The following is a 25,683-nucleotide window of genomic DNA, read 5'->3' on the forward strand; positions in this document are numbered from 1 at the left end:
GGAGGGGCGGCGAAGCCGGGCTGGGTCGGCTGGTCGTACGGCGACTGCCCGTACGGCGGCTGCGGCGGGTAGGACATCAGAGCTTCTCCTCGCTCGCCTGGACGTACACCGCGCCCTGTCCGGACAGCTCCAGCTGGAAGGCCTCGCCGGAGCCGCGGCCGATCATGTCGCGCCAGCCCAGCGCCGTGGACAGCTTGTTCTGCACCTGGCCGCGGTGCGCCACGTACGCCTGCGGGTCGACGTGCACCGGTTGGCCCGGGACGATCGGCAGCTCGAAGACGCCGCCGTGCGCCATCACCGCGACCGAGCCCTTGCCGTCCAGCTGGGTGGTGAACAGGCCCTGGCCGGTGACCTGGCCGCGGACCATGCCCATCACCCCGCCCTGCGAGCCCATGAACATGGTGGACTGGCGCAGCGTGCCCTCGAAGGCCAGCAGCCGGTCCGCCTCGACGTACAGGGTGTCGCCGGCCAGGTCGATCACGTGCACGTGGTGGCCGCCGTGGCCGAACATCACCCGGCCCTGGCCCTCGACGGTCATCAGCGGGGTGTCCTCGTTGGCCACCCGGCGGCCGATCATCGACATCACGCCGCCCTGCCCGCCGGTGATGTTCGGCGTGAAGCGGACGTCCCCGGTGTACGCGAGCATCGCGCCGCGCTGGCTGAACAGCCGCTGCCCGGGCAGCACCACGGCCTCGACCATCTTGCCGTTGATCTTCGTGAAGCCCATCAGACGTCGCCCCCGATGGTGACCTTCTCCGACGGCTGCACGTACACCAGGCCCTCTCCGGTGAACTCCACCTGGACGGCCTCGCCGCCGCCCTCGCCGATCACCGTGGTCCAGCCCGCGCCCGACTTCAGGCTGCGGTGCAGGCTGCCGGTGTGCGCCACGTAGGCGCCCGGGTCCACCCGCAGCGGCTGGCCCTGGCCGACCCGCAGGATGATCGCGGGCCCGTTCGAGGTGACGGCGGCCCAGCCGTGGCCCTCCACCTTGGTGGTGAAGAGGCCGTTGCCGGAGGACATGCCGTTGAGTCCGGTGAAGGTGGTGCCGGTGCGCAGCGAGCCCTCCGTGCAGAGCAGGTTGTCCGCCTCGACGAACAGCGTCTCGCCGTTCAGCCGGACCAGGTTGATCTCGGTGGCCTTGTCGGCGAAGTAGCAGGTGCCCTGGCCCTTCACCTCCATGACGGTCATCTGCTCGCCGGTGAGCCGGCGGGCGACCATGCCGCGCAGGCCGTCCCCGCCGCCGGTCAGCTTCTTGAAGCTCATCTGGCCGGTGTAGGCGACCATCGAGCCGTGTCTGGCCTTGACGGCCTCGCCGGCCAACTCGACCGCGAGTACCCGGGATCCCTGAAGTCTGAACTGTGCCACGGCCGCAATCTAGCGGGCGCGGCCGGTGCGGGGGGAGGGGCGGGGGCGGAACTGGTACCGGTCTGCGACAAACGCGCCGGTCACGCCCGCGCGTGCGCCCCCCGAGCGGCGTGCGGGACGGCGCCGGCCGCCTCCTCGACCTCCAGCAGCGAGGCCGAGTGGCGCTCTGCCTCGAAGGCCACCACGCCGCCGCGCAGCCCGAACAGCCGCTTGGACAGCATGATCCAGAGCACCGCGGCGATGTTCAGCACCAGCGTGCCGATCTTCACGGCGCTGACGTGCTCGCTCAGCTCGTAGCCCTCCAGCGGCAGGAAGGCGGCGGTGGCCACGACGGTGAGGTACTCGGCCCAGCGCCTGCCCAGCCAGAGGCCGACCGCCTCGACGATCTCGATCAGCGCGTAGGCCAGCAGCGCGCCCGCGACGATCAGCAGGGTGCTCTTCCTGTAGTCGAAGGTCTTGCGGATGGTGTCGACGATCGGGGAGTGTTCGAGGTCCCAGTGGAAGTGGTCGGTGACCGGCCGGAAGACCGACAGGTTCTCGTCGAAGACCCGGTGCACGGCGTCCTGGCTGTTGGAGAACTTCCAGACGGCCCAGGCCACGATGATGATCAGCAGGCCGCGCAGCACCCGCTCGACGGCGAGGAAGCGCAGGATGAAGAGGTCCCGCAGCGCCTTGCCGCGCGGCACCAGCGGGGCGTCCTGCGCCGGGCCGGAGCCGTGCGGGGCGCCGAGCGCGAAGTCGCCGCAGCGCAGGCAGCGCCAGGCGTCGCCGAGGGCGGTGGCGGCGTGCAGCCGGGCGGCCAGCTCGGGCTCGGTCGGCGCGTAGGTGGTGTGGCCGCGCTTGGCGCAGGTCCTTCGGTCCCAGTCCCGCTTGAACATGTGGTCGCTACCCCCGGTCGTCCGATGTCTACGGCGCCCGGTGCGTCGGGCGCGGGCAGCAGGATAGGGGCAGCGGGTGACGGGCCGGCGCGACGAGCCGGGTTCTGGCGCACAGCTGTGACACGGACACGACGGCCGTGGCGCCGGGGCGGGACACGGTGGTTGTGACGTCGGGCACGGTGACCACCCCGGCCGGGGCTTCGGACAGGTGCTCGGTGATAATGGCCGGAAGGCTTGTGAGTCGCTTCACAAGCAGGTACGCCTCCGACCCCCGTATTGAGGTACCCATCGTGAACAGCAGCGCCGTCCACCGCCTGCGCCTGGTCTCCGGCCCCGAAGGGGTCTCGTTCATCCTGCTGCTGATCTGCTCCGTGCTGAAGCGGACCACGTCCTTCGACGGCGTCCCGGTGATGGGCATGGTCCACGGGATCCTGTTCATCCTGTACGTCGTCTTCTGGATCCAGGCCTGGCAGGCGCAGAAGTGGGACGCCAAGCGCGGCGTGCTGCTGTTCGTCCTCTCGGTGCTGCCCACCGGCGGCTTCTTCGCCGAGCGGATGCTCGCCAAGGAGGAGCGCGGCGAGCTGAAGCCGGCCACCGCGTAGGGACGCGCCCCCGCCACGCGACGGTCGACAGGCTGCCGCGGCCTCCTCTCCCAAAGGGCCGCGGCAGCCTGTCGCCGTTTCTTACCGGGGGTGGCTGGGGGGTGCTGGGGCGCGCACTAGTTGACGTTGACGCCGCTCCACGCGGCCGCCACGGTCTTGTACTCGGTGCTGGTGGCGCCGTACAGGTCGGTCGCGGCCTTCAGGGTCGCCGTGCGGGCGGCCTTGTAGTTGGTGGTGGAGGTCATGTAGACGGTCAGCGCGCGGTACCAGATCGCGGCCGCCTTGGTCCGGCCGATGCCGGTGACCGTCGAGCCGTTGGAGGTCGGGCTGTTGTAGCTGACCCCGTTGACCACCTTGGCGCCGCTGCCCTCGGACAGCAGGTAGAAGAAGTGGTTGGCGATGCCCGAGGAGTAGTGGACGTCGAGGTTGCCGACGCCCGAGTACCAGGAGTCCGCGGAGCTGCCGTCCTTGGAGGGCTTGTCCATGTAGCGCAGCGGCTTGCCGTTGCCGAAGATGTTGAGCTTCTCGCCGATCAGGTAGTCCGGCGGGTCCGCGGGCAGGTTGGCCGACCACTCGACCATGGTGCCGAAGATGTCGGAGGTGGCCTCGTTGAGGCCGCCGGACTCGCCGGAGTAGTTGAGGTTCGCCGTGGCGGAGGTGACGCCGTGGGTCATCTCGTGGCCGGAGACGTCGATCGCGGTCAGCGGGTTGGTGTTGCCGGAGCCGTCCCCGTACGTCATGCAGAAGCAGGAGTCGTCCCAGAACGCGTTGACGTAGTTGGAGCCGTAGTGGACGCGGCTGGCGGCGCCGACGCCGTTGTTCTTGATGCCGTTGCGGCCGAAGGTGTTCTTGTAGTAGTCCCAGGTGGCCGCGGCGCCGTACTGGGCGTCCACGGCGGCGGACTCGCGGTTGGAGGCCAGGCCGTTGCCCCAGGAGTTGCTGGTCTTGGCGAACAGCGTGCCGTTGCCCGAGGTGGCGCCCTTGAGGTCGGTGGTGGACTGGCCGCCGCGGGTGGCGTCCTTCAGCGAGTAGGTCGAGCCGCTCTGGGTGGTGGTCAGCGTGACGGTGCCGACGTTGACGCCCTTGCCGGTGCCGGAGGCGGTCTGCACCTGCTCGCGGGTGGACAGCACCTCGCCGGTGGCGGCGTCGGTGACGACCTGCTGGCTGCTCGGGGTGCCGTCGGCCCGCTCGCCGCGGACCACCGTGCGGTGGGCCAGCCGCGGCGCGCCGTCGGCCGCCCACACCACCAGCTCGGCCGCGCCCGCGCCGTCGACCCGGCTGAGCGCCGCCTCGTCCTCGTCGGCGGCCGTCCCGACGGTCGCCCGCACCGCGGCGGTGGCCCGCTCGGCCGCCTGCCCGGCGGCGAGGCCCGGGGCCAGGCTCGGCAGCGACAGGCTGCCGTCGAAGGCCCGGTCGACCGAGTCCACCGAGCCGTCGGCGCGCTGGTGGACGACCAGGTCGCCGCCGAGCACCGGCAGGCCGGCGTAGGTCCGCTCGTAGCGCAGGTGGCGTTCGCCGTTGGCGTCCGCGACGACGTCCTTGACCACCAGCCGCTCCTGGCCGCCGAGGGCCAGGGCCTGGGCGACCGGGCTGCTCTGCCCGGCGGCCACCGCGAGCAGCGCGGCGCGCTGCTGCTCCGGCGACGGGGCGGCGGCCTGGGCGGCGGGGACGATGGCGATCTGGATCACGCCGGCGAGCAGGGCGGTGGCGGAGAGTATGGCGCCGGCTGTCAGCTTTCGCTTCACGTGCGGGGGTTCCTTCCACGAAACCGCGTGTGCGCGCGGTTGCGCCGCGTACCGGGGCGCCGGGGTTGGCGCCGTGGGGCGGTAGGGCGCGGACGTGCTGCTCCCGTGCGGTACCTGACGATCCGTCGACGGGTGGGGGTGACGGGCGTCGGACGGGGCTTGGGCAGAAGCATGACAATCGATGGCAGGAAATGACAGACCACGGACAGGGATTGGCCGGGATCCGCCAGTGTCGGTGCGGATGGTTCGGCTGCCGCCCAGTGCCCGCTACGGGCGGTTCGTCCGGCTGGCGGGACTTCGCCACCCCGGGAGCGGAGCGGAGCGGTCGGGCACGCGCGGGGGAGGGCGGGCGTGCAGGGGCGGGCGTGCGAGGGGGTGTGCGGACGCCCGGGGCCGCCCTCCACGGGGGCCCCGGACGTCCTGTCACCGTGCGCCGTGCGTCAGTTGACGTTGACGCCGCTCCACGCGGCCGCGACCGCCTTGTACTCGGCGCTGGTGGCGCCGTACAGGTCGGAGGCGGCCTTCAGGGTGCCGGTGCGGGCACTCGCGTAGTTGGTGGTGGAGGTGAAGTAGACGGTCAGCGCGCGGTACCAGATCTGCGCGGCCTTGTCCCGGCCGATGCCGGTGACGGCCGAGCCGTTGGAGGTCGGGCTGTTGTAGCTGAAGCCGTTGATGCTCTTCGCGCCGCTGCCCTCGGACAGCAGGTAGAAGAAGTGGTTGGCGATGCCCGAGGAGTAGTGGACGTCGAGGTTGCCGACGCCCGAGTACCAGGAGTCCGCCGAGGCGCCGTCCTTGCTGGGCTTGTCCATGTAGCGCAGCGGGGTGCCGTCGCCGTTCAGGTTGATCAACTCGCCGATCCAGTAGTTCGGCGGGTTGGAGGGCAGGTTGGCGTAGAACTCGACCATCGTGCCGAAGATGTCGGAGGTGGCCTCGTTGAGGCCGCCGGACTCGCCGGAGTAGTTGAGGTTCGCCGTGGCGGAGGTGACGCCGTGGCTCATCTCGTGGCCGGCCACGTCGATCTCGGTGAGCGGGTGGGTGTTGCCGCTGCCGTCGCCGTAGGACATGCAGAAGCAGGCGTCGCTCCAGAACGCGTTCACGTAGTTGGAGCCGTAGTGCACCCGGCTGGTCGCGCCGACACCGTTGTTCTTGATGCCGTTGCGGCCGAAGGTGTTCTTGTAGAAGTCCCAGGTGGCCGCGGCGCCGTACTGGGCGTCCACGGCGGCGGACTCGCTGTTGGAGGCCAGGCCGTTGCCGAAGGCGTTGGTCGAGTTGGCGACCAGCGTGCCGGTGCCGGAGGTCTTGTTCTTCAGGTTGACGGTCGACTGGCCGCCGCGCGTGGCGTCCTTCAGCTGGTACGAGGTGCCGCTCTGGGTGGTGGTCAGCGGGACGTTGCCGACGAAGACGCCCTTGCCGGTGCCGGAGGCGGTCTGCACCTGCTCGTGGGTGGACAGCACCTGGCCGGTGGCGGCGTCGGTGACCAGCAGCTGGCTGCTGGGGGTGCCGTCGGCGCGCACGCCCTCGACGGTGGTCCGGTACGCCAGGCGCGGGTTGCCGTCGCTCGCCCAGACCACCAGCTCGGCCTTGCCGGTCTGGTGCACGGCCGCCAGCGGGGACTCGTCCTTGTCCGCGGCGACGCCGACGGTGGCCTGGACGGCGCCGGTGGCCTGCGCGGCGGCCTTGTCGGCCGGGATCTGCGGGGCCAGGCTCGGCAGGCTCAGCTGCGCGGAGACCGCCTTGTCGACCGACTCCACCGCGCCGCGGGCGCTCTGGTGGACGACCAGGTCGCCGCCGAGCACCGGCAGGCCGGCGTAGGTGCGCTCGAAGCGCAGGTGCCGGGTGCCGTCCTGGTCCACCACGGCATCCTTCGCCACCAGCTGCTCCTGGCCGCCGAGGGCGAGGGCCTTCGCCAGCGGGCCGGACTGGCCGCCCGCCAGGGCGAGCGCCGCCGCGTGCTGCTCGGCGGCCTGCGCCTGCGCCGCGGGGATCGGGCTGGCCTGGGCGGCGGTGCTCACCTGGACGACGCCGGTGAGCAGGGCGGTGGCGGAGAGTACGGCGACTGCTGCGAGCTTTCGCTTCACGGACGAGTCCTTCCGGGTAACCGCGTGTGGGCGGTCGCGCCGCGTCCCGGGGGCCGGGGTCGGCACCTGAGGGGCGGGACGGGCGCTGACGTGCGGACCCCGTGCGGTCGAGCGGCGCGCCACCGGTGGGTGGGGGTGGTGGCTACCGGACGGGGTTGGCGGAAAGCATGACAATCGAGCAAATCAAATGACAGGTCTTGCTCATGAATTGGCCAAGTCCCGCCAGCCAGAGGGATTGTGAACGGGCGGACAAAGGGTGCGAATCACCCGGCCTTTCAGCGGGTTACCATCCGAACCGAGGCCTGATAGTGCGGCTGCGGACCGATCGGCCGTCAACTCCGCCGCGCCCCGGTCCCGTTGCCCCGCATTCACACCGGTGCAATGTCCTGGTATGGACCTGGCCGCCCTTTTGGCGGGTTCCCGCCACGCGTCGCGCTTGTCCACCATCAGGACGGCTGGTAGCGCCCGCCCCCTCCGCCGGTACGGTAAGGAGGTGCCCAAGCCCCTAGCCCTCGACTTCGACCCGATCGCCCGCGCCGACGAGCTCTGGACCCGCCGCTGGGGCGGGGTCCCCTCGATGGCGGCGATCACCTCGATCATGCGAGCCCACCAGATCCTGCTCTCCCGGGTAGACGCGGTGCTCAAGCCGTACGGGCTGACCTTCGCCCGGTACGAGGCGCTGGTGCTGCTGACCTTCAGCCGGACCGGCGAGCTCTCGCTGTCCAAGATCGGCGAGCGGCTCATGGTCCACCCGACCAGCGTCACCAACACCGTCGACCGGCTGGAGCGGGCGGGCCTGGTCGCCCGCCGCCCCAACCCGCTGGACGGCCGCGGCGTGCTCGCCGCGATCACCGGCCGCGGCCGCGAGACGGTCGAGGAGGCCACCCGGGAACTCATGGCGATGGAGTTCGGGCTGGAGGAGTACGACACCGAGCAGTGTCGGCAGGTGTTCGAACTGCTCAGGCCGCTGCGGATCGCCGCCGGCGACTTCACCGACGACCGCGGCGAGGGGGCTGCGCGGGAGCGGCCGTGAGGACGGTTACCCTCGTGGGAGCGGTGCGCGGATCCGGGCGTACCGGTCGATCCCTGCCGAACGAGGCGATGAAGAGTATGAAGGCGACCCCCCTGCTGGGCTGGTACCGGGCCCTGGCCATTGCGACCGGTGTGGCCCTGCTGGTGTTCTGCGGCTTCATGGTCGCGAAGTACGGCTTCGACGCGGCCGAGGACCTGACCACGTACGTCGCGATGCTGCACGGCTACCTGTACATCGGGTACTTCGTGGTGACCTTCCTGCTCGGGCAGAAGCTGAAGTGGCCGCTCGGCCGGATGATCCTGACCCTGGCCGCCGGCTGCATCCCGTTCGCGTCCTTCGTCTTCGAGCGCAAGGTGGTCCGCGAGGCCGCCGAGCGGCTCTCGACCGGCACGGACGCCCGCCAGCCCGCCGGCGTCTGATCCGACGCCCCGGCGAGTGCCCCTTCCCCCGCGGGGGAAGGGGCACTCGCGTGTTTCCGGGCCCCGGGAGGGCGGCCCGCGGCGTTTCGACCCGGGCATCCATCGACAGCTGCTAGGACGTCCGAGTAAATTAGTAGGACGTCCTAATAGCTGTGCCGCCCCGGTGCCGTGGCGGCCGTACGGAGCGGAGTTCGGGGTCATGGACGCCGAGGAGATCGAGCGCGGACGGCAGCGCTGGCAGCAGCGGTACGACAGCGCCCGCAAGCGGGACGCGGACTTCACCACCCTGTCCGGCGACGAGGTCGAGCCGGCGTACGGTCCCGCCCCCGGGCAGGCCGTCGAGGGCTTCGAGCGGATCGGCTGGCCGGGCGAGTACCCCTTCACCCGCGGGCTGCACCCCACCGGCTACCGGGGCCGCACCTGGACCATCCGCCAGTTCGCCGGCTTCGGCAACGCGCAGCAGACCAACGAGCGCTACCGGATGATCCTGGAGGCGGGCGGCGGGGGCCTCTCGGTCGCCTTCGACATGCCCACCCTGATGGGCTACGACTCCGACGACGCCAAGTCGCTCGGTGAGGTGGGCCACTGCGGCGTCGCCATCGACTCGGCCGCCGACATGGAGGTGCTGTTCAACGGCATCCCGCTCGGCGAGGTCACCACCTCGATGACGATCAGCGGCCCGGCCGTCCCGATCTTCTGCATGTACCTGGTCGCCGCCGAGCGCCAGGGCGTCGACCCGGCGGTGCTCAACGGCACCCTGCAGACGGACATCTTCAAGGAGTACATCGCCCAGAAGGAGTGGCTCTTCGCCCCCGAGCCGCACCTGCGGCTGATCGGCGACCTGATGGCGTACTGCGCCCAGGGCATTCCCGCGTACAAGCCGCTGTCCGTCTCCGGCTACCACATCCGCGAGGCCGGGGCGACGGCCGCGCAGGAGCTCGCGTACACCCTCGCCGACGGCTTCGCCTACGTCGAGCTGGGCCTGTCCCGGGGCCTGGACGTGGACGTCTTCGCGCCCGGCCTGTCCTTCTTCTTCGACGCGCACCTGGACTTCTTCGAGGAGATCGCCAAGTTCCGCGCCGCGCGCCGGATCTGGGCCCGCTGGATGCGCGACCGCTTCGGCGCCAAGACCGACAAGGCGCAGTGGCTGCGCTTCCACACCCAGACCGCTGGCGTCTCGCTGACCGCGCAGCAGCCGTACAACAACGTGGTCCGCACCGCCGTGGAGGCGCTGTCCGCGGTGCTCGGCGGCACCAACTCGCTGCACACCAACGCCCTGGACGAGACCCTGGCGCTGCCGTCCGAGCAGGCCGCCGAGATCGCCCTGCGCACCCAGCAGGTGCTGATGGAGGAGACCGGCGTCGCCAACGTGGCCGACCCGCTGGGCGGTTCCTGGTACGTCGAGGCGCTCACCGACCGGATCGAGCAGCAGGCCGAGGCGATCTTCCAGCAGATCTTGAACAAGAGCCGTCTCGACAAGGGCCGCGAGGACCACGGGATCGGCCCGATCACCTCCGGCATCCTGCGCGGGATCGAGGAGGGCTGGTTCACCGGCGAGATCGCCGAGGCGGCCTTCCAGTACCAGCAGTCGGTGGAGAAGGGGGACAAGCGCGTGGTCGGCGTCAACTGCCACCCGCGCAGCGTCACCCCCGAACTGGAGATCCTGCGGGTCAGCCACGAGGTCGAACGCGAGCAGGTGCGGGTGCTGCGCGAGCGCAAGGAGGCCCGGGACGAGGCGGCGGTGCGGGCCGGGCTGGACGCCATGCTGGCGGCCGCGCGCTCGGGCGAGTCGATGATCCCGCCGATGCTGGACGCGGTGCGCGCCGAGGCGACCCTGGGCGAGATCTGCAACGCGCTGCGCGAGGAGTGGGGGACGTACCGGGAGAACGCGTCCTTCTAGGACGTGCCGGTGGGCCGCCCCCTACGGAGCTTCTCCGTGCGGGGCGGCTTCGCCGTGCGTTCGGCCGGACAGGGCCTAGTCGGCCAGCAGGCTGGGGAAGGGGCCGAGCAGCAGGTTGGTGAAGCGGCGGGTCCAGTCGGCGGTGATCGGCTCGCCGCTGACCAGGACGCGGTGCTCGACCGTCCCGGCGATGGTGTCGAAGATGATGTCGATCTCCTCGTCGGCCGTCCGCGGGTCGGCGTCCGGGGCGAGTTCGCCGCGCGCCTGGGCGGCCGCCCGGCCCTGCCGGACCAGGCGCTTCTGCGGGTCGACGATGGCCTCCCGGATGCGGCGGTGCAGGTGCGGGTCACGGGTGCCCTCGGCGAACAGCGCGAGCAGCGCGGCCTGGGTCTCGGGGCGGGCCAGCAGGTCGGCGAACTGGGCGACCACCGCCTCGATGTCGGCCCGCAGGCTGCCGAGGTCGGGCATCACCAGGTCGTCGAAGAGGCTGGCGACGGCGTCCACCACGAGTTCGTTCTTGGACGGCCAGCGGCGGTAGAGGGTGGTCTTGGCGACCTTGGCGCGGGTCGCGACGTGGCCCATGGTCAGCCCGCCCCAGCCGAGTTCGGCGAGGGCCTCGCGGGTGGCGTCGAGGATGGCGCGGTCGGCGGCGGCACTGCGCGGGCGCCCCTTGGCCCTGGTCGTGGCACCCGCCGAGGGGGCGGGGCCGTCCGCGGTCTCCGGGCCCGTGACGTCCGGGTTCGCGGGGGGCTGGGGGGCCGGCAACCGGGCCTCCTTGCGCTCTACTGGTGAGTAACATGGGTGGGGCTGGTAACGGTAGCGGCTGTTCGCCCGTTCGGGCAGCCGGGCCGCCCCGGAAAGTGGGGCAGGTCACGTCGCGGAACCGCCGATGGGGCTTGCGGCCGGGACCCCGGCTCCAGTTACGCTACGACTCGTAGCGAAAGCAGTGACAACCAGGCGCCGCACCCGTGGGACGGGGCGGCGCGGGCGCGGGTGGGGATCCGCGCCGAACGGTTCAGGCTACCGGGGGAGGGCCACCGCGCCCGGGAATCCGCGCCGCGCGGCCCGTGCGGGGCGACTTTCCCGAGGTTGGTTGCCCGCAGGCGGCGCGGACGGGGGAGGATGGTGCCATGCAGCCACGGAATTCGCGTCTCAACAGCTCCGCCCTGCGCGGTGCGGTCGACCTCGCCGCAGTGAAGGCAGCCGGCGAGGCTGCCCAGAAGGCCGAGCAGGCCCGGGTCGAGCGGGCCCGCCAGGCGGCCGCCGACGAAGCGGCCGGGGTCGCCCCCGCGCAGTCCGCCTACGCGCTCGTCATCGACGTCACCGAGGACACCTTCGAGGCCGAGGTCGTCCAGCGCTCCACCGAAGTGCCGGTCGTCATCGACTTCTGGGCCGAGTGGTGCGGCCCCTGCAAGCAGCTCAGCCCGATCCTGGAGGGCCTGGCCGAGGAGTACGCCGGCCGGTTCGTGCTCGCCAAGATCGACGTGGACGCCAACCCGCTGATCTCCCAGCAGTTCGGCATCCAGGGCATCCCGGCCGTGATGGCCGTGGTGGCCGGCCAGTTGGTACCGCTGTTCCAGGGCGCCGAGAGCGCGGCCAACGTCCGCAAGGTGCTGGACCAGCTGATCCTGGTCGCCGAGCAGCGCTTCGGCGTGGTCGGCGGCGCCGGGGCCCCGGGCGAGGCGTCGGACGCCGCCCCGCAGCGGCCGGAGGACCCGGCCCTGGCCGCCGCGCACGACGCGCTGGACAGCGGCGACCTGGGCGGCGCCGTCCAGGCCTACCGGAACGTGCTGGCCGACCAGCCGGGCAACACCGAGGCCAGGCTGGGCCTCGCCCAGGCCGAACTGCTGCAGCGGATCGAGAGCGTGGACCCGCAGGCCGTCCGCGCCGCGGCCGCGGCCGACCCGAAGGACGTCGAGGCCCAGCTGCGGGCGGCCGACCTGGACCTGGTGGGCGGTCACGTCGAGGACGCCTTCGGCCGGCTGGTGGACACCGTCGGCCGGACCGCCGGTGAGGACCGGGACGCCGCCCGGCTGCGCCTGCTGGAGCTGTTCGAGGTGATCGGCCCGGACGACCCGCGGGTCACCGCGGCCCGCACCGCGCTGGCGCGCGTGCTGTTCTGACGCCGCCTCCGGTTCGGGCCCGGTCGGTCCCGGGCGGGTCCTGGCACGGCGGATGACCTGCGGTGTCGCCGGGTGATTTGGCGACAATCCGGTCAACCGGACAGAGGTTTACCAAATCTTGACAACACCCGTGGACAGTCACACCTGGTGACTGTCCACGGGTGTTTCGTTCGTGTTTCCGGCGGATTTCTTCGTCACGTTTCCTTCAAGACGTCACACACGGTGCATGTCGCGTCGATTTCATGATCAACGCTGTCGGGTGTTGCATTACCCGTCAGTAAGGAACCTCTTGTGCTTCGCCCGGGATTCGAGCACGATCGGCGACGCCCGGTCCCTGACTCCACACCCTCCGATCCGGTCGGCCACGTGGAGCACGGGATCCCCACCGGGTGATCCGTCGGCCCCGGTCGGCGGTAGGGAGGGCAGGGGGGTATCCGCGGTCCCACGGCGGTTCCTGTCCTTCGACCGGCCGCGCGGCCCTGCGCGGTCGCTGGTTGTCGCTCGGGGGTGATCGCCGATGTCGTCGGTCCTGCCCGCCGCCCCGCAAGGGCGGCCGGTGGAGGGACGGGAGTGCCGCTGTGTGCCGGCCGCTCCCGCGTCCGACGACGCCCAAGGCGCTCTCCGCTACCGAGGACGTAGCTCTCTCCCATCCCAGTCCCCCACCGGCGCGGGCGCGCCGCCGGGGAGCCGGAGATGTACGTCCTAGAAGGAGGACTCGCATGTCCCAGACCTACGGCAAGACCCGCTGGAAGCGCTTCGCCCTGGTGATGGTGCCGAGCATCGCGGCCACCGCGATGGTCGGCGCCGCCATGGCCAACAACGCGCTGGCGGCTTCGTTCAGCGTCTCCGGCCAGAGCTTCAAGGTCACCACGCCGGAGCTGCACGGCAAGAACTTCGCCCAGTTCGGCTCGATCGACGCCGAGGTGAACGGCACTCCGCACCCGGTCGCGGTCTCGGCCTTCGACGAGGCGACCATCAAGGGCCTCTGCCAGTCGGTGGTGACCGACCCCAACGTCATCCCCGGCCTGCCGTGGAAGCTGCCCAAGATCGTCCTTCGCCTGGAGGCGGGCAACAGCGACGACGTCAAGAAGCAGGTCTACGCCAAGAACCTGCTGATCGACCTCGACCAGCTGAACGCGGACGCCGAGTTCACCAACATCAACATCGGCCAGGACGCCTCGACCCTCAAGGGCGAGGCCACCCAGGGCTGGAAGTCCAAGCTCGGCGGCCTGCCGTCCGGCGCGACCGGCTTCGCCCAGGCCGCCGACAAGGCCGACCTGTACAACGTGCAGCAGACCGCCTGGGCCACCTCGGCCGGCACCTTCAAGCTCCCCGGCCTGAAGCTCGCGCTGCACACCGACGGCACCGGCGAGTGCTACTAGGCCGTTGACGGGCGGCGGACCGGGCCCGGTCCGCCGCCCCGACGGCACCTGTGGGACCGGTGGTGGCGCGTGCGCCGTCGCCGGATCCCGTGTCTCGTCCATCCCTCGTTCACACCATCGAGGAGCTGCACCGTGTCCAGCGCCCTTGCCTCATTCCGGCCCGCCGAGCACGAGAACCCCGTCCAGTGGCTGCGCCGGGTGTTCCGTACCTTCCGTCGGACGCGGCCGTACTACGGCGGCCTGCTGGCCATGATCGCCGGCGTCCCGATCATGTACTTCCCGTACGCCAAGCTCTCGTTGGGCGGCATGACGGTGGCCATGGCCACCACGGCGGGCGCCGGATCGCTGATCATCGGCGTGCTGCTGATCGTGCTCGGGCTGACCGCGTGGTTCCAGCCGACCGTGCGGGTCTTCGCGGGAGTCGCCACCACGCTGCTGACGCTGGTCTCGATCCCGGTCTCCAACCTGGCCGGGTTCGGCCTGGCGCTGCTGCCGGGGCTGATCGGCGGCGGCCTGATGGCGTCCTGGGCGCCGCTGCCGGAGCCGAAGGCGGCCAAGACCGCCGTCGCCGCGAGCGTCGCCGCCGAGGCCCCTGCTGCTGAGGCCCCCGCACTTGGGACACCGGCCTCCGAGGCCGCCGTCGGCGAGAGCGCGGTCGTCGTCGAGAACGTCGCCACCGAGCCCGCGGCGGCCGGAGCGCCCACCGCGAAGCTGCCCGCACAGGCCGCGTCGAACGAGCAGGCCGCCGCCGTGGACCCGAAGGAGGCGCGGTGAGCGCGTCGGAGGACCAACCGCAGCGCGCCGGTCGACACGCGGCGCCGCGCACGCCCGTCCGGGTCCGGCTGAGAGGCCGCGCGCTGGCGATGGCCGCGGTGCCGACGGCGCTGCTGATGGCCGCCGCGTACACCCCCAACCCGGCCGTCGCCGAGTCCACGGCGGGCAAGCCCTGCGGGACCGCGCCCGCCACCGTGCCGGACGTCGCACCGCTGGAGACGCCCGTCCCCAAGAGCGAGCTGCCCGAGCCGCCGCCCGGTCCGTCCACGGCGCCCCCCACCGTGCCCTCGACGGCGCCCTCGACGGGGCCGAGCGCGATCCCCACCCAGACGCCGACCACCGCGCCCGCCCAGCAGCCCTCCGCGCCGGCCGGTACGCCGAGCGCCGGCGCGACGCCGACCGATGCCCCGACCGGCGCGGCCACCACCCCGGCGACCACGCCGCCGGTCGCCCGCTCCGCCGCCCCCGGCGGTTCGGACACGGCCCACCGGGCCGGGCTGATCGACGACGTCCTGGGCGGCGTCAACCACCTGCTGGACCCGGGTGGTTCACCGAGCCCGACGCCGAGCGCCAAGTCGACCGGCACCCCCGCTCCGGCCACCACCCAGGCCCCCGCGCCGGCCGTCCCGGCCCCGCGCGCCGGGACGCCGGCCCAGCCGCAGGCCCCGACGACCGGGGCCCCGGCCGACGCGCAGCCCGGCACCCCGCCGCCGCCCGCCGCCGGCAGCGGCGAGCAGGCCCCGGCGGGCGACCAGGCCTCGCCCGCCGCGACGGCCTCCGCCGCCGGTGGCCCGGCCGGCGGCACGACGGGGAAGCCGAGCGGCAAGGCGAGCCCGAGTACGGCCCCCGCCACCCCGTCCGGGGCCGCCGGCGACACCCCGGCGTCCTCGCCGAGCGCGAACCCCAACTGCGCGGTGGACACCAGCGGCCTGACCGCCGGCGCGCCCGCCACCGGGGACGTCGTCCCGCAGCAGAACTGGACGCTGGCGACCAGCCGGCTGGCGCTGCACGGCGCGGCCTTCCACGGCGTCTACGACGTGCGGACCCCGACCGGCACCAAGCGGGTGCTGAAGTTCGTGGTGGACAGCGTCGACATCGACAACCTCGACATGTCGACGTTGCAGGGCAACGGCAAGACCTTCCACGTGAAGGGCGCCCCCGGCTCGACCTCGACCATGCGCAAGGGCCCGGTCACGATGTACGTGGAGCGACTGTCCGGCCACCTCTCCAAGGTGCTCGGCCTGCCGATCCCGATCGACCTGGGCGAGATCACCCTCACCCCGGACACCCTGCCGCGCTGGCTGTACGACCTGATCGGCTCGATCCCGATCCCGCTGGACCTGGAGCTGACCGGGGTCACCGCCAAGCAGGCCGGCCAGTTCGGCGGCACGCTGACCATTCCCGGCATGCGCCTGTTCAACGACGACGCGCCCTACAGCGACAAGTAGGCGACCGGTAGCCGCGCCACGGCGGCGGCGACGTCGCGAGAACGCCCGTGGGGCGGCCCTCCACCGGAGGACCGCCCCGCGGGCGTCGGAACCACGGGGTGTTACTCGCCCCGGGTGCCCAGGTGGTGCACCTGGACCATGTTGGTGTTGCCGGGGATGCCGGGGGGCGAGCCGGCGGTGACGATGACGGTCGCGCCCTCGGCGAGCTGGCCCATGCTGAGCAGCTCGCGGTCGACCTGGGCGACCATCGCGTCGGTGGACCCGACCTGCTCGGTGACGTGCGCCTCGACGCCCCAGCTCAGCGAGAGCTGGTTGCGGGTGGCGACGTCCGGGGTGAACGCGATCACCGGGATCGGCGAACGGTAGCGGGACAGGCGGCGGGCGGTGTCACCGGACTTGGTGAACGCGACCAGCGCCTGGCCGTTCAGGAAGTCGCCCAGCTCGCACGCGGCGCGGGCGATCGAGCCGCCCTGGGTGCGCGGCTTGCGACCCGGGTTGAGCGGCTGGAGGCCCTGGGAAAGCAGCTCCTCCTCGGCCCTCTCGGCGATCCGGCTCATGGTGCGGACGGTCTCGATCGGGTACTTGCCGACGCTCGACTCGGCGGACAGCATGACCGCGTCGGTGCCGTCCAGGATGGCGTTGGCGACGTCGGAGACCTCGGCGCGGGTGGGGCGCGAGGCGTGGATCATCGACTCCATCATCTGGGTGGCGACGATGACGGGCTTGGCGTTGCGGCGGGCCAGCGTGATCAGCTGCTTCTGGACCAGCGGCACCCGCTCCAGCGGGTACTCGACGGCCAGGTCGCCGCGGGCGACCATGATGGCGTCGAAGGCGAGGACGATCTCCTCCATGGCCTCGACGGCCTGCGGCTTCTCGATCTTGGCGATGACCGGCACGCGGATGCCGACCTCGTCCATGACCTCGTGGACGTCCTTGACGTCGTCCGCGTTGCGGACGAAGGACAGGGCGACCATGTCGACGCCCAGGCGCAGCGAGAAGCGCAGGTCGTCCTTGTCCTTCTCGGACAGGGCGGGCACGTTCACGGCCGCGCCGGGCAGGTTGATGCCCTTGTTGTTCGAGAGCACGCCGCCCTCGATCACCACGGTCTTCACCCGCGGGCCGTCGACGCTGACGACCTCCAGGGCGATGACGCCGTCGTTGATCAGGATCGGGTCGCCGGGCTTGACGTCGCCGGGCAGGCCCTTGTAGGTGGTGCCGCAGATGTGCTGGTCACCGGGGACGTCCTCGGTGGTGATGGTGAACTCGTCGCCGTTGTCGACGGTCACCGGGCCGTTGGCGAAGGTCGCCAGACGGATCTTGGGACCCTGGAGGTCGGCCAGGACGCCGATGGCCTTGCCGGTGTCCTCCGAGACCTGGCGGACCTTGCGGTACCGCTCCTCGTGGTCCGCGTGGTTGCCGTGGCTCATGTTCAGTCGGGCGACGTTCATGCCCGCCTCGACGATGGCCTTCAGCTGTTCGTAGGAGTCCGTCGCCGGACCCAGGGTGCAGACAATTTTCGCTCGGCGCATATGGATCAGTCTATCCGTTCGTGTTATAGGTGCATTCGGCACGAATCGTGAGGAATCGCCAACGAAGGATCCCGAGGGGCGAGACGGCGTCCGGTCAGTCCCCGGACCGCCGGTGGACCAGGGCGAAGGCCTGTCGGGCGATCTCCAGTTCCTCGTCGGTGGGCACCACGGCGACCGCCACCCGGGCGTACGCGGGCGAGATGATCCGGGCCTCGCCGGAGCGCACCGAGTTCAGCTCGGGGTCGACCGCGATGCCCAGTTCGTCCAGCCCGGCGGTGGCCGCCGCGCGCACCGGCGCCGCGTTCTCCCCGACGCCCGCGGTGAACGCGATCGCGTCCACCCGGCCGAGCACGGCGTAGTAGCCGCCGATGTACTTGCGCAGCCGGTGGATGTACGCGTCGAAGGCGAGCTTCGCGTCGGCGTCCCCGGCCCCGGCCCGGCGCATGATCTCGCGCATGTCGTTGTCGCCGCACAGGCCGCGCAGACCGCTGCGGCGGTTGAGCAGGTCGTCGATCTCGTCGATCGACAGCCCGCCCACCCGGTGCAGGTGGAACACCACACCGGCGTCGATGTCGCCCGAGCGGGTGCCCATGACCAGGCCCTCCAGCGGGGTCAGGCCCATCGAGGTGTCCAGGCAGCGACCGCCGGCGACCGCCGAGGCGGAGGCGCCGTTGCCCAGGTGCAGCACGATCACGTTCACCTCGGCCGGGTCCTTGCCGAGCAGCCGGGCGGTGGCCCGCGAGACGTACTGGTGCGAGGTGCCGTGGAAGCCGTAGCGGCGCACCCGGTGCTCGTCGGCCACGGCCTTGTCGATCGCGTACCGGGCCGAGAACTCGGGCATCGAGGCGTGGAAGGCGGTGTCGAAGACGGCCACCTGGGGGAGGTCCGGGCGCAGCGCGCGGGCCACCTCGATGCCGGTGATGTTGGCCGGGTTGTGCAGCGGCGCGACCGGGATCAGCCGGCGGATCTCCTTGAGCACGTCGTCGGTGACCACGGTCGGCTCGGTGAACCGCTTGCCGCCGTGCACCACCCGGTGGCCGATCGCGGCCAGCTCGGGGGAGTCCAGCCCGAGGCCGTCGGCGGCCAGCTCCTCGGCGACGGCCTTCAGGGCGGCGGAGTGGTCCGGGAAGAGCTGCGGCAGCTCGCGCGGCCCGCCCGAGTGCGGGGTGTGCACCAGCCGCCCGCCGGGCTCGCCGATCCGCTCCACCAGGCCGGAGGCCAGCCGGGCACCGTCCAGCATGTCGATCAGCTGGTACTTCACCGACGAGGAGCCGGCGTTCAGGACGAGAACGCGCGTTCCTTCGCTCATGCCTTCGGCTCCTTCTCGTCCTGGGCCTGGATGGCGGTGATCGCGACGGTGTTGACGATGTCCTGGACCAGCGCGCCGCGCGAGAGGTCGTTGACGGGCTTGCGCAGGCCCTGGAGGACGGGGCCGACCGCCACCGCGCCCGCCGAGCGCTGGACCGCCTTGTAGGTGTTGTTGCCGGTGTTGAGGTCCGGGAAGATCAGCACGGTCGCCCGGCCCGCCACCGCGGAGCCCGGCAGCTTGGTGGCCGCGACGTGGGCGTCCACCGCCGCGTCGTACTGGATCGGGCCCTCGACCAGGATGTCCGGCCGCAGCTCGCGGACCAGCTCGGTGGCCTTGCGGACCTTGTCGACGTCCGCGCCGGACCCGGAGGTGCCGGTCGAGTACGAGAGCATCGCGACCCGCGGCTCCACCCCGAACTGGGCGGCGGTGGCGGCGGACTGGATCGCGATGTCGGCCAGCTGCTGGGCGTCCGGGTCGGGGTTGACCGCGCAGTCGCCGTACACCAGCACCTTGTCGGCCAGGCACATGAAGAAGACGCTCGACACGATGGCCGCGCCCGGCGAGGTCTTGATCACCTCGAAGGCGGGCCGGATGGTCGCGGCGGTGGAGTGCACCGCGCCGGAGACCATGCCGTCGGCGATGCCCTCCTGGACCATCAGGGTGCCGAAGTACGAGACGTCGGTGACCACGTCCAGCGCCAGCTCGACGGTCATCCCCTTGTGGGCGCGCAGCCGGGCGTACAGCTCGGCGAACTGGCGGCGCAGCGGGCTGGTGGTCGGGTCGACGATCCGGACCTGGGCGCGGTCGGTGCCCGACTGCTCCTGCGGGAGGTCGATGCCGAGGCTCGCGGCCTTGCGGCGCACCGCGTCGGCCTCGCCGAGCAGGGTGAGGTCGCAGATGTTGCGGCGCAGCAGGATCTCGGCCGCGCGCAGCACCCGTTCCTCGGTGCCCTCCGGCAGGACGACGTGCCGCCGGCTCGCCCGGGCCCGCTCCAGCAGCTCGTGCTCGAACATCATCGGGGTGACGCGCTCGGACCGGCCGACCTCGATCAGGTTGGTCAACTCGGCCGTGTCGACGTGCAGTTCGAACAGCCCGAGGGCGATCTCGGCCTTCCGCGGACTGGCCGCGGTGAGCTTGCCCTCCAGGTGGGTGAGGGCCGCGGCGGTCGGCCAGCTGCCCTCCGGGACGACCGCGACCGGGGTGCCGGGGGCGAGTCGGGCGGCCAGCGCCATCACGTTCGGGCCGGGGTGCTGGCCGAGCGTCAGCAGCACGCCGGCGATCGGCGGGGCGCCGGCGGCGTGCGCGGCCAGCGAGCCGATCACCAGGTCGGCGCGGTCCCCGGGGGTGACGACCAGGGCGCCCTCGGTCAGGGCGTCCAGGAAGGTGGGCAGCATGGCGCCGCCGAAGACGAAGCCGCGGACGTCCCGGGCCAGGCCGGCGGCGTCCCCGAGCAGGACCTCGGCGCCGGTCGTCTCGACCAGCTGGGCGACGGTCGGCGCGGCCAGCGCCGGCTCCTCCGGGATGACGTAGGCGGGGATCGGCAGCTTCTCGGTGAGCTTGCGCTGGATCCGCTGCTTGGCGCCCGGGGCGACCCGGTTGGCGATCATCGCCAGGGTCTCGCAGCCCAGGTCGGTGAACGCCCGGTGGGCGTTGCGGACCTCGGCGATGACGGCCTCCGGGTCCTCGGCGTGCCCGCCGACGACCGGCAGCACGGCGGCGCCGAACTCGTTGGCCAGCCGGGCGTTGAAGGCCAGCTCGTCCGGGATGTTGGTGTCGGCGAAGTCGGTGCCGAGCACCAGCACCGCCTGGCAGCGCCGCTCCAGCGCGCGGAAGCGGTCGACCAGGGCGGAGACCAGCTCGTCCTGCCCCCGGGCGGCCTGCAGCGCGGCGGCCTCCTCGTAGCTGAGCCCGTACAGCTCGGAACTCGGCAGGTCGATCCGGTACCGGCCGCGCAGCAGCTCCACCACGTGGTCCGAGCCCGGCTCGGACCCGGCCCGGTGGCCGGCAGACGCCCCCGCGTGCGCGTGCACCAGCGGCCGGAACACCCCGACCCGGTCCACCTGGCGGGTGAGCAGTTCCATGACCCCGAGTTCGACCGCCTGCCGGCCGTCCCCCCGGTCGATACCGGTCACGTACACGCTGCGCGCCACGTGGGTGTCTCCGTCCCGTCGTCTCGGAATATGGCCATATCGACCATACCTTCGCACCACGAACGGGCGTCCGCGAGCAGAGCGGCCGAGTCGGGGCAAGGGCTGAACGTCCTGGGCGTGGGGTTTGCGCCGCCGCCCGCCCTTGATGTACCTACATGACGTAGTTACATTGGAGGGCATGGAGACCATGGGACTGCGTGAGCTGAACCAGAACCCGTCCAAGGCGGTCGCGCGGGTCCGGGCCGGCGCGACGATCGTCGTCACCGACCGCGGGCGGCCCGTGCTGAGACTCGTGCCGGAGGAACCCCCGGCGACGGTCCTCGAACGCATGGTCGCGGCCGGCGAGGTCACCCCGCCCGCCGAGGAGGGCATGCCCGAGCTGGCCCTCGACCTGTTGCCGGAGATCGGCAGCCTCTCGGACCTCCTGGTGGAGGACCGCGAACGGGAGCGGAACCGTTGATCTACCTCGACTCCTGCGCGCTGCTGAAGTTCATCAAGCCGGAGCCGGAGACGGCCGCAGTGCGGGCGTGGCGGCAGGCGCTGCCCGCCGGGACCGAGCTGATCACCAGCGCGCTGGCCCGGCTGGAGATCACCCGCACCCTGCTCCGCGCGGGCCTGGCCCACCAGCAGGTCCCCTACTACGTGGACCAGGCGCTCCGGGGCAGCCACCAGGTCGACCTCAGCAGCGCGGTGCTCGCCCGGGCGCTCTCCTACCGCACTCCGCGCCTCGGCTCGCTGGACGCGTTGCACCTGGCCAGCGCGGACCCGTTCCGCACGGAGCTGACCGAGTTCATCACCTACGACCGCGAGCTGGGCAGGGCCGCGGAGGACCTCGGCTTCCCGGTGTCGGCGCCGAGCTGAGCGCCTGCCCGGCCGGGCAGGCGCTCAGACACTCTGGTGCTCAGGCCCTCAGCGGGCCGGGCGGAGCCAGAGGGTGGCGAGCGGGGGGAGGACCAGTTCGGCGGAGCGGGGCTGGTCGTGCCAGGGGGTCGGTTCGGCCTTGACCGGGTGGGAGTTGCCGATGCCGCCGCCGCCGTAGGCCTCGGCGTCGGTGTTGAGCAGTTCCTCCCACAGCTGGTCGCGGCCGTCCAGGTCGGGCAGACCGACCCGGTGGCCGTGCCGGACGACGGGGGAGAAGTTGCAGACCGCGACCAGCGGCGAGCCGTCGGCCCCGTACCGGACGAAGGAGAGCAGGTTGTCCTCGGCGGCGCCGCCGTCGAGCCAGCGGAAGCCGTCCGGGGTGGTGTCCCGCTCCCAGAGGGCGGGGGTGTCCAGGTAGTGCCGGTTGAGGTCGCGGACCAGCCGGCGGACGCCGCGGTGGTCCTGGTGGGCGGGCCACTGCTCGTCGAGCACCCACCACTGCGGGCCCTGCTCGTGGTCCCATTCAGCTCCCTGGGCGAACTCCTGTCCCATGAAGAGCAGTTGCTTGCCCGGGTGGGACCACATGAAGCCCAGGTAGGCGCGGTGGTTGGCGCGCTGCTGCCACCAGTCGCCGGGCATCTTGGAGACCAGCGCCTGCTTGCCGTGCACCACCTCGTCGTGCGAGATCGGCAGGACGTAGTTCTCCGAGTAGGCGTACACCATCGAGAAGGTGATCTCGTTGTGGTGGAACTTGCGGTGCACCGGCTCCTTGGACATGTAGACCAGCGAGTCGTGCATCCAGCCCATGTTCCACTTGAGCCCGAAGCCGAGGCCGCCGGCGTCGGTCGGGCGGGTGACGCCGTCCCAGGCGGTGGACTCCTCGGCGATGGTGACCACGCCGGGGCAGCGCCGGTAGACGGTGGCGTTCATCTCCTGGAGGAACGCGGCCGCGTCCGGGTTCTCCCGGCCGCCGTGCTGGTTGGGCGTCCAGGCGCCGCCCTCGCGGGAGTAGTCGAGGTAGAGCATCGAGGCGACGGCGTCCACCCGCAGGCCGTCGATGTGGAACTCCTCGCACCAGTAGACCGCGTTGGCGACGAGGAAGTTGCGCACCTCCGTGCGGCCGTAGTCGAACTCCAGGGTTCCCCAGTCGGGGTGCTCGGCGCGCAGCGGGTCGGCCGGCTCGTACAGCGGCTCGCCGTCGAAGCGGGCGAGCGCGAAGGCGTCCTTGGGGAAGTGGGCGGGCACCCAGTCGACGATCACGCCGATGCCGTGCCGGTGCAGGGTGTCGACCAGGTGGCGGAAGTCGTCGGGGCTGCCGAGCCGGGCGGTGGGGGCGTAGTAGCCGGACACCTGGTAGCCCCAGGAGCCGCCGAAGGGGTGCTCCATGACCGGCATGAACTCCACGTGGGTGAAGTTCAACTCCTTGAGGTAGCGCGGCAGTTCCTCGGCGATGGCGCGGTAGCTGGTGAGGTCGGGCCGCCAGGAGGCCAGGTGCAGCTCGTAGACGGACATCGGCGCCCGGTGGTGCGCGGCGCGGGCCCGGCGGGCCATCCAGTCGCCGTCCTGCCAGCGGTAGTCGGAGGAGGTGACCACCGAGGCGGTGGCGGGCGGGCACTGGGCGGCCCGGGCGAGCGGGTCGGCCTTGTCGAGCACCCAGCCCTGCCGGGTGTGGATCTCGTACTTGTACGCGGCGCCCTCGGCGAGGCCCGGGACGAAGAGCTCCCAGATGCCGGACGAGCCGAGCGAGCGCATCGGGTGCCCGGTGCCGTCCCAGTGGTTGAAGTCGCCGATCAGCCGGACGCCGACGGCGTTCGGCGCCCAGACCGCGAAGGCGGTGCCGGCGACGCCGTCAACGGTGCGCACGTGCGAGCCGAGGGCCTGCCACAGCTGCTCGTGCCGGCCTTCGGAGATCAGGTGCAGGTCGAGTTCGCCGAGGGTGGGCGGGGTGCGGTAGCCGTCGTGCTGGGCCAGCGGCTCGCCGCCGGGGTAGGTCACCAGCAGCCGGTAGTCCACGGTGTCGGCGCCGGCCACCAGCCCCGTGAACAACCCGCCCTGCTGATGGGTGAGTTCGGCCGGGCCCTGGGTGGTCTCGACGACCACCCGCTCGGCGAACGGGCGCAGCACCCGGATCGCGGTGCCGCCGTGCACCGGGTGCGCGCCGAGCAGGGCGTGCGGGTCGTGGTGCTGCCCGCCGACCAGCCGGTCCACCTCGGACGGCGGCAGCGGCGCCTCGGGCAGGCGCAGCGAGGCCGTGGGCGGGGCCGTGACCGGTGCGGACGCCGAGACCGGCGCGGACGCCGCGACTGGTACGGACTCCTCCGTCGGGGCGGGTTCGCCGGCTGGCACGGACTCCTCGGCCGGGACGGGCTCGGGCCGGGGCGAGTCCGGGCCGGCCAGGAAGGTGGCCGGGACGGGGCGGGTGGTGCGGCCGGGCGGGTCGAGCGGCGTCACGGCTGGGTCCTCCTGCGACGGGGGGTGGGCTAACTCCAGGGCGGCGGAACCGGGGGTGCGGGTGGGGCAGGGGGCGGGCAGGGCAGGGGGTGCGGGCGGGCCGGAGCGGTCAGACGGTGAGGGCGAGCCGGTTGATCGCGGCGAGCGGGATCGGCAGCCAGCTCGGCCGGTGCCGGGCCTCGTACACGACCTCGTACACCGCCTTGTCGATCTCCAGGGCCCGCATCAGCTCCGGTGAGGCCGCCGGGTCGGCGCCGCCGCCGGCGGTGTAGCCGGCGCAGAAGGCGGTGCGGTTGCGCTGGGCCCAGGCGGCGGCGAGGTGGGCGAGTTCCGGATCGACCGGGCCGCCGGCGAGCAGGTGGGCGGCCGCGTAGTCGAAGGAGCGGAGCATGGCGGCGACGTCGCGCAGCGCGGGCTGGGGTTCGCGGCGTTCGTTGACGGACTTGGCGGGTTCGCCCTCGAAGTCCAGCAGCACCCAGCCGTGCGGGGTGCGCATGGCCTGTCCGAGGTGCAGGTCGCCGTGGATGCGCTGGACGGGCAGGCCGTCGGGGTGGGCGTCGGCGAGTTGCTGGAAGGCGGTGCGCAGTGCGGCCCGGTAGCGCAGCAGGCCGGGGACGGCGGCGACGGCGCTGTCCAGCCGGTCGGCCATGGTGGTGGCGAGCCGGCTGGTCTGGGCGCGGTCGAGCCGGGCGACCGGCATCGAGCGGGCCAGGACCCGGTGGACTTCGGCGGTGGCCCGGCCGAGCCGGTGGGCCTCGATGGCGAAGTTGCCGGGGGAGGGGTCGCCCTTGAGCCGGCCGACCTGGTCGAGGGCGAGCTCCCAGCCGTCCTCGGCGTCCGGCAGGTAGCGCTGGAGCAGCCCGAGGGTGGCGGGTTCGGCGCGTTCCAGCCGGCTCTCGAACCAGGCGGCGACCCGGGGGATCCGGGTGGAGCCGGCCCGGGAGAGGGCGAGGGAGAGTTCGAGGTCGGGGTTGGTGCCGGGGTGGATGCGGCGGAACAGCTTGAGGATGTACGAGGTGCCGTAGATGACCGAGCTGTTGGACTGCTCGGCGGTGGAGGCGCGGCCTGGGAGGTTGGCGGGGAGCCCGGAGCCGGGGGTCCGGCGGAAGGACAGCGAGCCGAACCGGTCGCCGGTGGCGAGGTGTTCCAGCAGCCGCCCGGTGAGTTCGGGGTCGTGGACGGCGTCGTAGAGCGCCGCGCCGTCGTACGGGCCCTGGTTGAGCCGGCCGAGCACGGCGCTGGGCTCGATGTCCGCGGGCCCCTCCGAGCGGATGCCGAGCAGGAGTTGGTAGATGTCGCCGTGCGGGGCGCCGGCCGTGGTGGCGTGCTCGACCCGCAGCAGCAGGTGCAGCAGGGCGGGGTCGCCGACCTGGAGCGGGGTTCCGACCATCGGGGTGAGGCCGGTGATGGGCCGTCCCTTTCCGGCGTACCACCGCTGGGTGGGGAGCCACTCGGCGATCAGCGGCAGCGCGGCCTGGACGAGTTCGCTGACCCCCAGGGCGGTTCTCCGGGCCCCGGTGCTCCGCGCGCCCGCCGGCGCGGCGGTGTCGGCGGGGGCGTCCTGCTGCACATGGGCTTGAGAACGGGAGGTTTCGGACATGACTCCCTTTCCCCGGAAGCGGGCGGACTGCCCGAC

21 protein-coding genes are annotated in these 25,683 nt (G+C 72.3%); 10 read left to right on the plus strand and 11 right to left on the minus strand.

Going from position 1 to position 25,683, the window contains the following annotated elements; genetic code table 11:
- Window positions 1-76: 76 nt before the first annotated feature.
- The 3 genes from AB0P03_RS12285 to AB0P03_RS12295 form a co-directional block, all read right to left on the minus strand.
- Complete coding sequence (locus AB0P03_RS12285; RefSeq protein ID WP_063347778.1) at window positions 77-727, minus strand: AIM24 family protein; 651 nt, start codon at window positions 725-727, stop codon at window positions 77-79.
- Window positions 727-1,365: an AIM24 family protein gene (locus AB0P03_RS12290; protein ID WP_079135621.1), complete on the minus strand. Its 639-nt coding sequence runs from the start codon at window positions 1,363-1,365 to the stop codon at window positions 727-729. Before AB0P03_RS12290 ends, AB0P03_RS12285 begins: the two co-directional genes overlap by 1 nt.
- A gap of 80 nt (window positions 1,366-1,445) precedes the next feature.
- A complete protein-coding gene (locus tag AB0P03_RS12295) occupies window positions 1,446-2,243 on the minus strand; it encodes a DUF2127 domain-containing protein (protein WP_363582030.1) in 798 nt (265 codons plus the stop codon).
- 221 nt (window positions 2,244-2,464) lie between these two features.
- On the opposite strand from AB0P03_RS12295, the gene AB0P03_RS12300 reads away from it, so the two are divergent.
- Complete coding sequence (locus tag AB0P03_RS12300; protein WP_350879576.1) at window positions 2,465-2,845, plus strand: DUF3817 domain-containing protein; 381 nt, start codon at window positions 2,465-2,467, stop codon at window positions 2,843-2,845.
- A 116-nt stretch (window positions 2,846-2,961) separates the two neighbouring features.
- On the opposite strand, the gene AB0P03_RS12305 is transcribed toward AB0P03_RS12300, so the two are convergent.
- Complete coding sequence (locus tag AB0P03_RS12305; RefSeq protein ID WP_363619292.1) at window positions 2,962-4,590, minus strand: M4 family metallopeptidase; 1,629 nt, start codon at window positions 4,588-4,590, stop codon at window positions 2,962-2,964.
- Between the two features lie 440 nt (window positions 4,591-5,030).
- Window positions 5,031-6,668: a M4 family metallopeptidase gene (locus tag AB0P03_RS12310; RefSeq protein WP_363582034.1), complete on the minus strand. Its 1,638-nt coding sequence runs from the start codon at window positions 6,666-6,668 to the stop codon at window positions 5,031-5,033.
- Window positions 6,669-7,161: 493 nt separating this feature from the next.
- Here AB0P03_RS12310 and AB0P03_RS12315 point away from each other — a divergent pair, with 493 nt between their 5' ends.
- From AB0P03_RS12315 to AB0P03_RS12325, 3 genes are all read left to right on the plus strand, one after another.
- On the plus strand, window positions 7,162-7,701 hold the full coding sequence (locus AB0P03_RS12315; RefSeq protein WP_363619291.1) for a MarR family transcriptional regulator: 540 nt from the start codon (window positions 7,162-7,164) through the stop codon (window positions 7,699-7,701).
- A gap of 77 nt (window positions 7,702-7,778) precedes the next feature.
- Window positions 7,779-8,120, plus strand: a complete 342-nt coding sequence (locus tag AB0P03_RS12320) for a DUF3817 domain-containing protein (RefSeq protein ID WP_363582038.1) — start codon at window positions 7,779-7,781, stop codon at window positions 8,118-8,120.
- Window positions 8,121-8,319: 199 nt separating this feature from the next.
- A complete protein-coding gene (locus tag AB0P03_RS12325) occupies window positions 8,320-10,020 on the plus strand; it encodes a methylmalonyl-CoA mutase family protein (protein WP_363582040.1) in 1,701 nt (566 codons plus the stop codon).
- Window positions 10,021-10,095: 75 nt separating this feature from the next.
- Here AB0P03_RS12325 and AB0P03_RS12330 read toward each other — a convergent pair whose 3' ends face one another.
- Window positions 10,096-10,785 (minus strand): TetR/AcrR family transcriptional regulator, encoded by a 690-nt coding sequence (locus tag AB0P03_RS12330; protein ID WP_363582042.1) that lies wholly within the window; start codon window positions 10,783-10,785, stop codon window positions 10,096-10,098.
- 365 nt (window positions 10,786-11,150) lie between these two features.
- On the opposite strand from AB0P03_RS12330, the gene AB0P03_RS12335 reads away from it, so the two are divergent.
- From AB0P03_RS12335 to AB0P03_RS12350, 4 genes are all read left to right on the plus strand, one after another.
- Complete coding sequence (locus AB0P03_RS12335; RefSeq protein WP_363582044.1) at window positions 11,151-12,143, plus strand: tetratricopeptide repeat protein; 993 nt, start codon at window positions 11,151-11,153, stop codon at window positions 12,141-12,143.
- Window positions 12,144-12,862: 719 nt separating this feature from the next.
- On the plus strand, window positions 12,863-13,525 hold the full coding sequence (locus tag AB0P03_RS12340) for a DUF6230 family protein (RefSeq protein WP_063347768.1): 663 nt from the start codon (window positions 12,863-12,865) through the stop codon (window positions 13,523-13,525).
- A gap of 132 nt (window positions 13,526-13,657) precedes the next feature.
- Window positions 13,658-14,299, plus strand: a complete 642-nt coding sequence (locus AB0P03_RS12345; protein WP_363628716.1) for a DUF6114 domain-containing protein — start codon at window positions 13,658-13,660, stop codon at window positions 14,297-14,299.
- On the plus strand, window positions 14,296-15,747 hold the full coding sequence (locus tag AB0P03_RS12350) for a hypothetical protein (protein ID WP_363628717.1): 1,452 nt from the start codon (window positions 14,296-14,298) through the stop codon (window positions 15,745-15,747). The genes AB0P03_RS12345 and AB0P03_RS12350 overlap by 4 nt, the downstream gene beginning before the upstream one ends.
- A 101-nt stretch (window positions 15,748-15,848) precedes the next feature.
- Here the strand turns inward: AB0P03_RS12350 and pyk are convergent, their stop codons facing one another.
- The 3 genes from pyk to pta form a co-directional block, all read right to left on the minus strand.
- Entirely contained in the window at window positions 15,849-17,276 is a 1,428-nt protein-coding gene (pyk, locus tag AB0P03_RS12355; protein ID WP_063347766.1) for a pyruvate kinase, read from the minus strand.
- A 94-nt stretch (window positions 17,277-17,370) separates the two neighbouring features.
- Window positions 17,371-18,585 carry an acetate kinase gene (locus AB0P03_RS12360; RefSeq protein WP_363582050.1) on the minus strand — a complete coding sequence of 405 codons (1,215 nt, stop codon included), beginning with the start codon at window positions 18,583-18,585 and terminating at the stop codon, window positions 17,371-17,373.
- On the minus strand, window positions 18,582-20,735 hold the full coding sequence (gene pta / locus AB0P03_RS12365; RefSeq protein WP_363582052.1) for a phosphate acetyltransferase: 2,154 nt from the start codon (window positions 20,733-20,735) through the stop codon (window positions 18,582-18,584). Before pta ends, AB0P03_RS12360 begins: the two co-directional genes overlap by 4 nt.
- 178 nt (window positions 20,736-20,913) lie before the next feature.
- On the opposite strand from pta, the gene AB0P03_RS12370 reads away from it, so the two are divergent.
- Entirely contained in the window at window positions 20,914-21,195 is a 282-nt protein-coding gene (locus tag AB0P03_RS12370; protein ID WP_363582054.1) for a type II toxin-antitoxin system prevent-host-death family antitoxin, read from the plus strand.
- The gene (locus AB0P03_RS12375; RefSeq protein WP_363628719.1) at window positions 21,192-21,596 is read left to right on the plus strand and encodes a type II toxin-antitoxin system VapC family toxin; all 405 of its coding nucleotides are present in this window, start codon (window positions 21,192-21,194) and stop codon (window positions 21,594-21,596) included. Before AB0P03_RS12370 ends, AB0P03_RS12375 begins: the two co-directional genes overlap by 4 nt.
- A gap of 48 nt (window positions 21,597-21,644) precedes the next feature.
- Here the strand turns inward: AB0P03_RS12375 and glgB are convergent, their stop codons facing one another.
- Window positions 21,645-24,047, minus strand: coding sequence for a 1,4-alpha-glucan branching enzyme (glgB, locus tag AB0P03_RS12380; RefSeq protein WP_363628720.1), 2,403 nt, complete (start codon window positions 24,045-24,047; stop codon window positions 21,645-21,647).
- Between the two features lie 109 nt (window positions 24,048-24,156).
- Complete coding sequence (locus AB0P03_RS12385; RefSeq protein WP_363582060.1) at window positions 24,157-25,647, minus strand: phosphotransferase; 1,491 nt, start codon at window positions 25,645-25,647, stop codon at window positions 24,157-24,159.
- Between the last annotated feature and the right edge of the window lie 36 nt (window positions 25,648-25,683).

It is taken from the genome of Kitasatospora sp. NPDC088779 (genome assembly GCF_040685395.1).
GTDB lineage: Bacteria > Actinomycetota > Actinomycetes > Streptomycetales > Streptomycetaceae > Kitasatospora.

Coding starts and splice junctions, on each gene's coding strand:
- AB0P03_RS12285 (WP_063347778.1), bottom strand. CDS start 727: ATGGGCTTCACGAAGATCAACGGCAAGATGGTCGAGGCCGTGGTGCTG.
- AB0P03_RS12295 (WP_363582030.1), bottom strand. CDS start 2,243: ATGTTCAAGCGGGACTGGGACCGAAGGACCTGCGCCAAGCGCGGCCAC.
- AB0P03_RS12300 (WP_350879576.1), top strand. CDS start 2,465: ATGGCCGGAAGGCTTGTGAGTCGCTTCACAAGCAGGTACGCCTCCGAC.
- AB0P03_RS12320 (WP_363582038.1), top strand. CDS start 7,779: ATGAAGGCGACCCCCCTGCTGGGCTGGTACCGGGCCCTGGCCATTGCG.
- AB0P03_RS12325 (WP_363582040.1), top strand. CDS start 8,320: ATGGACGCCGAGGAGATCGAGCGCGGACGGCAGCGCTGGCAGCAGCGG.
- AB0P03_RS12335 (WP_363582044.1), top strand. CDS start 11,151: ATGCAGCCACGGAATTCGCGTCTCAACAGCTCCGCCCTGCGCGGTGCG.
- AB0P03_RS12340 (WP_063347768.1), top strand. CDS start 12,863: ATGTCCCAGACCTACGGCAAGACCCGCTGGAAGCGCTTCGCCCTGGTG.
- pyk (WP_063347766.1), bottom strand. CDS start 17,276: ATGCGCCGAGCGAAAATTGTCTGCACCCTGGGTCCGGCGACGGACTCC.
- AB0P03_RS12360 (WP_363582050.1), bottom strand. CDS start 18,585: ATGAGCGAAGGAACGCGCGTTCTCGTCCTGAACGCCGGCTCCTCGTCG.
- AB0P03_RS12370 (WP_363582054.1), top strand. CDS start 20,914: ATGGAGACCATGGGACTGCGTGAGCTGAACCAGAACCCGTCCAAGGCG.
- AB0P03_RS12385 (WP_363582060.1), bottom strand. CDS start 25,647: ATGTCCGAAACCTCCCGTTCTCAAGCCCATGTGCAGCAGGACGCCCCC.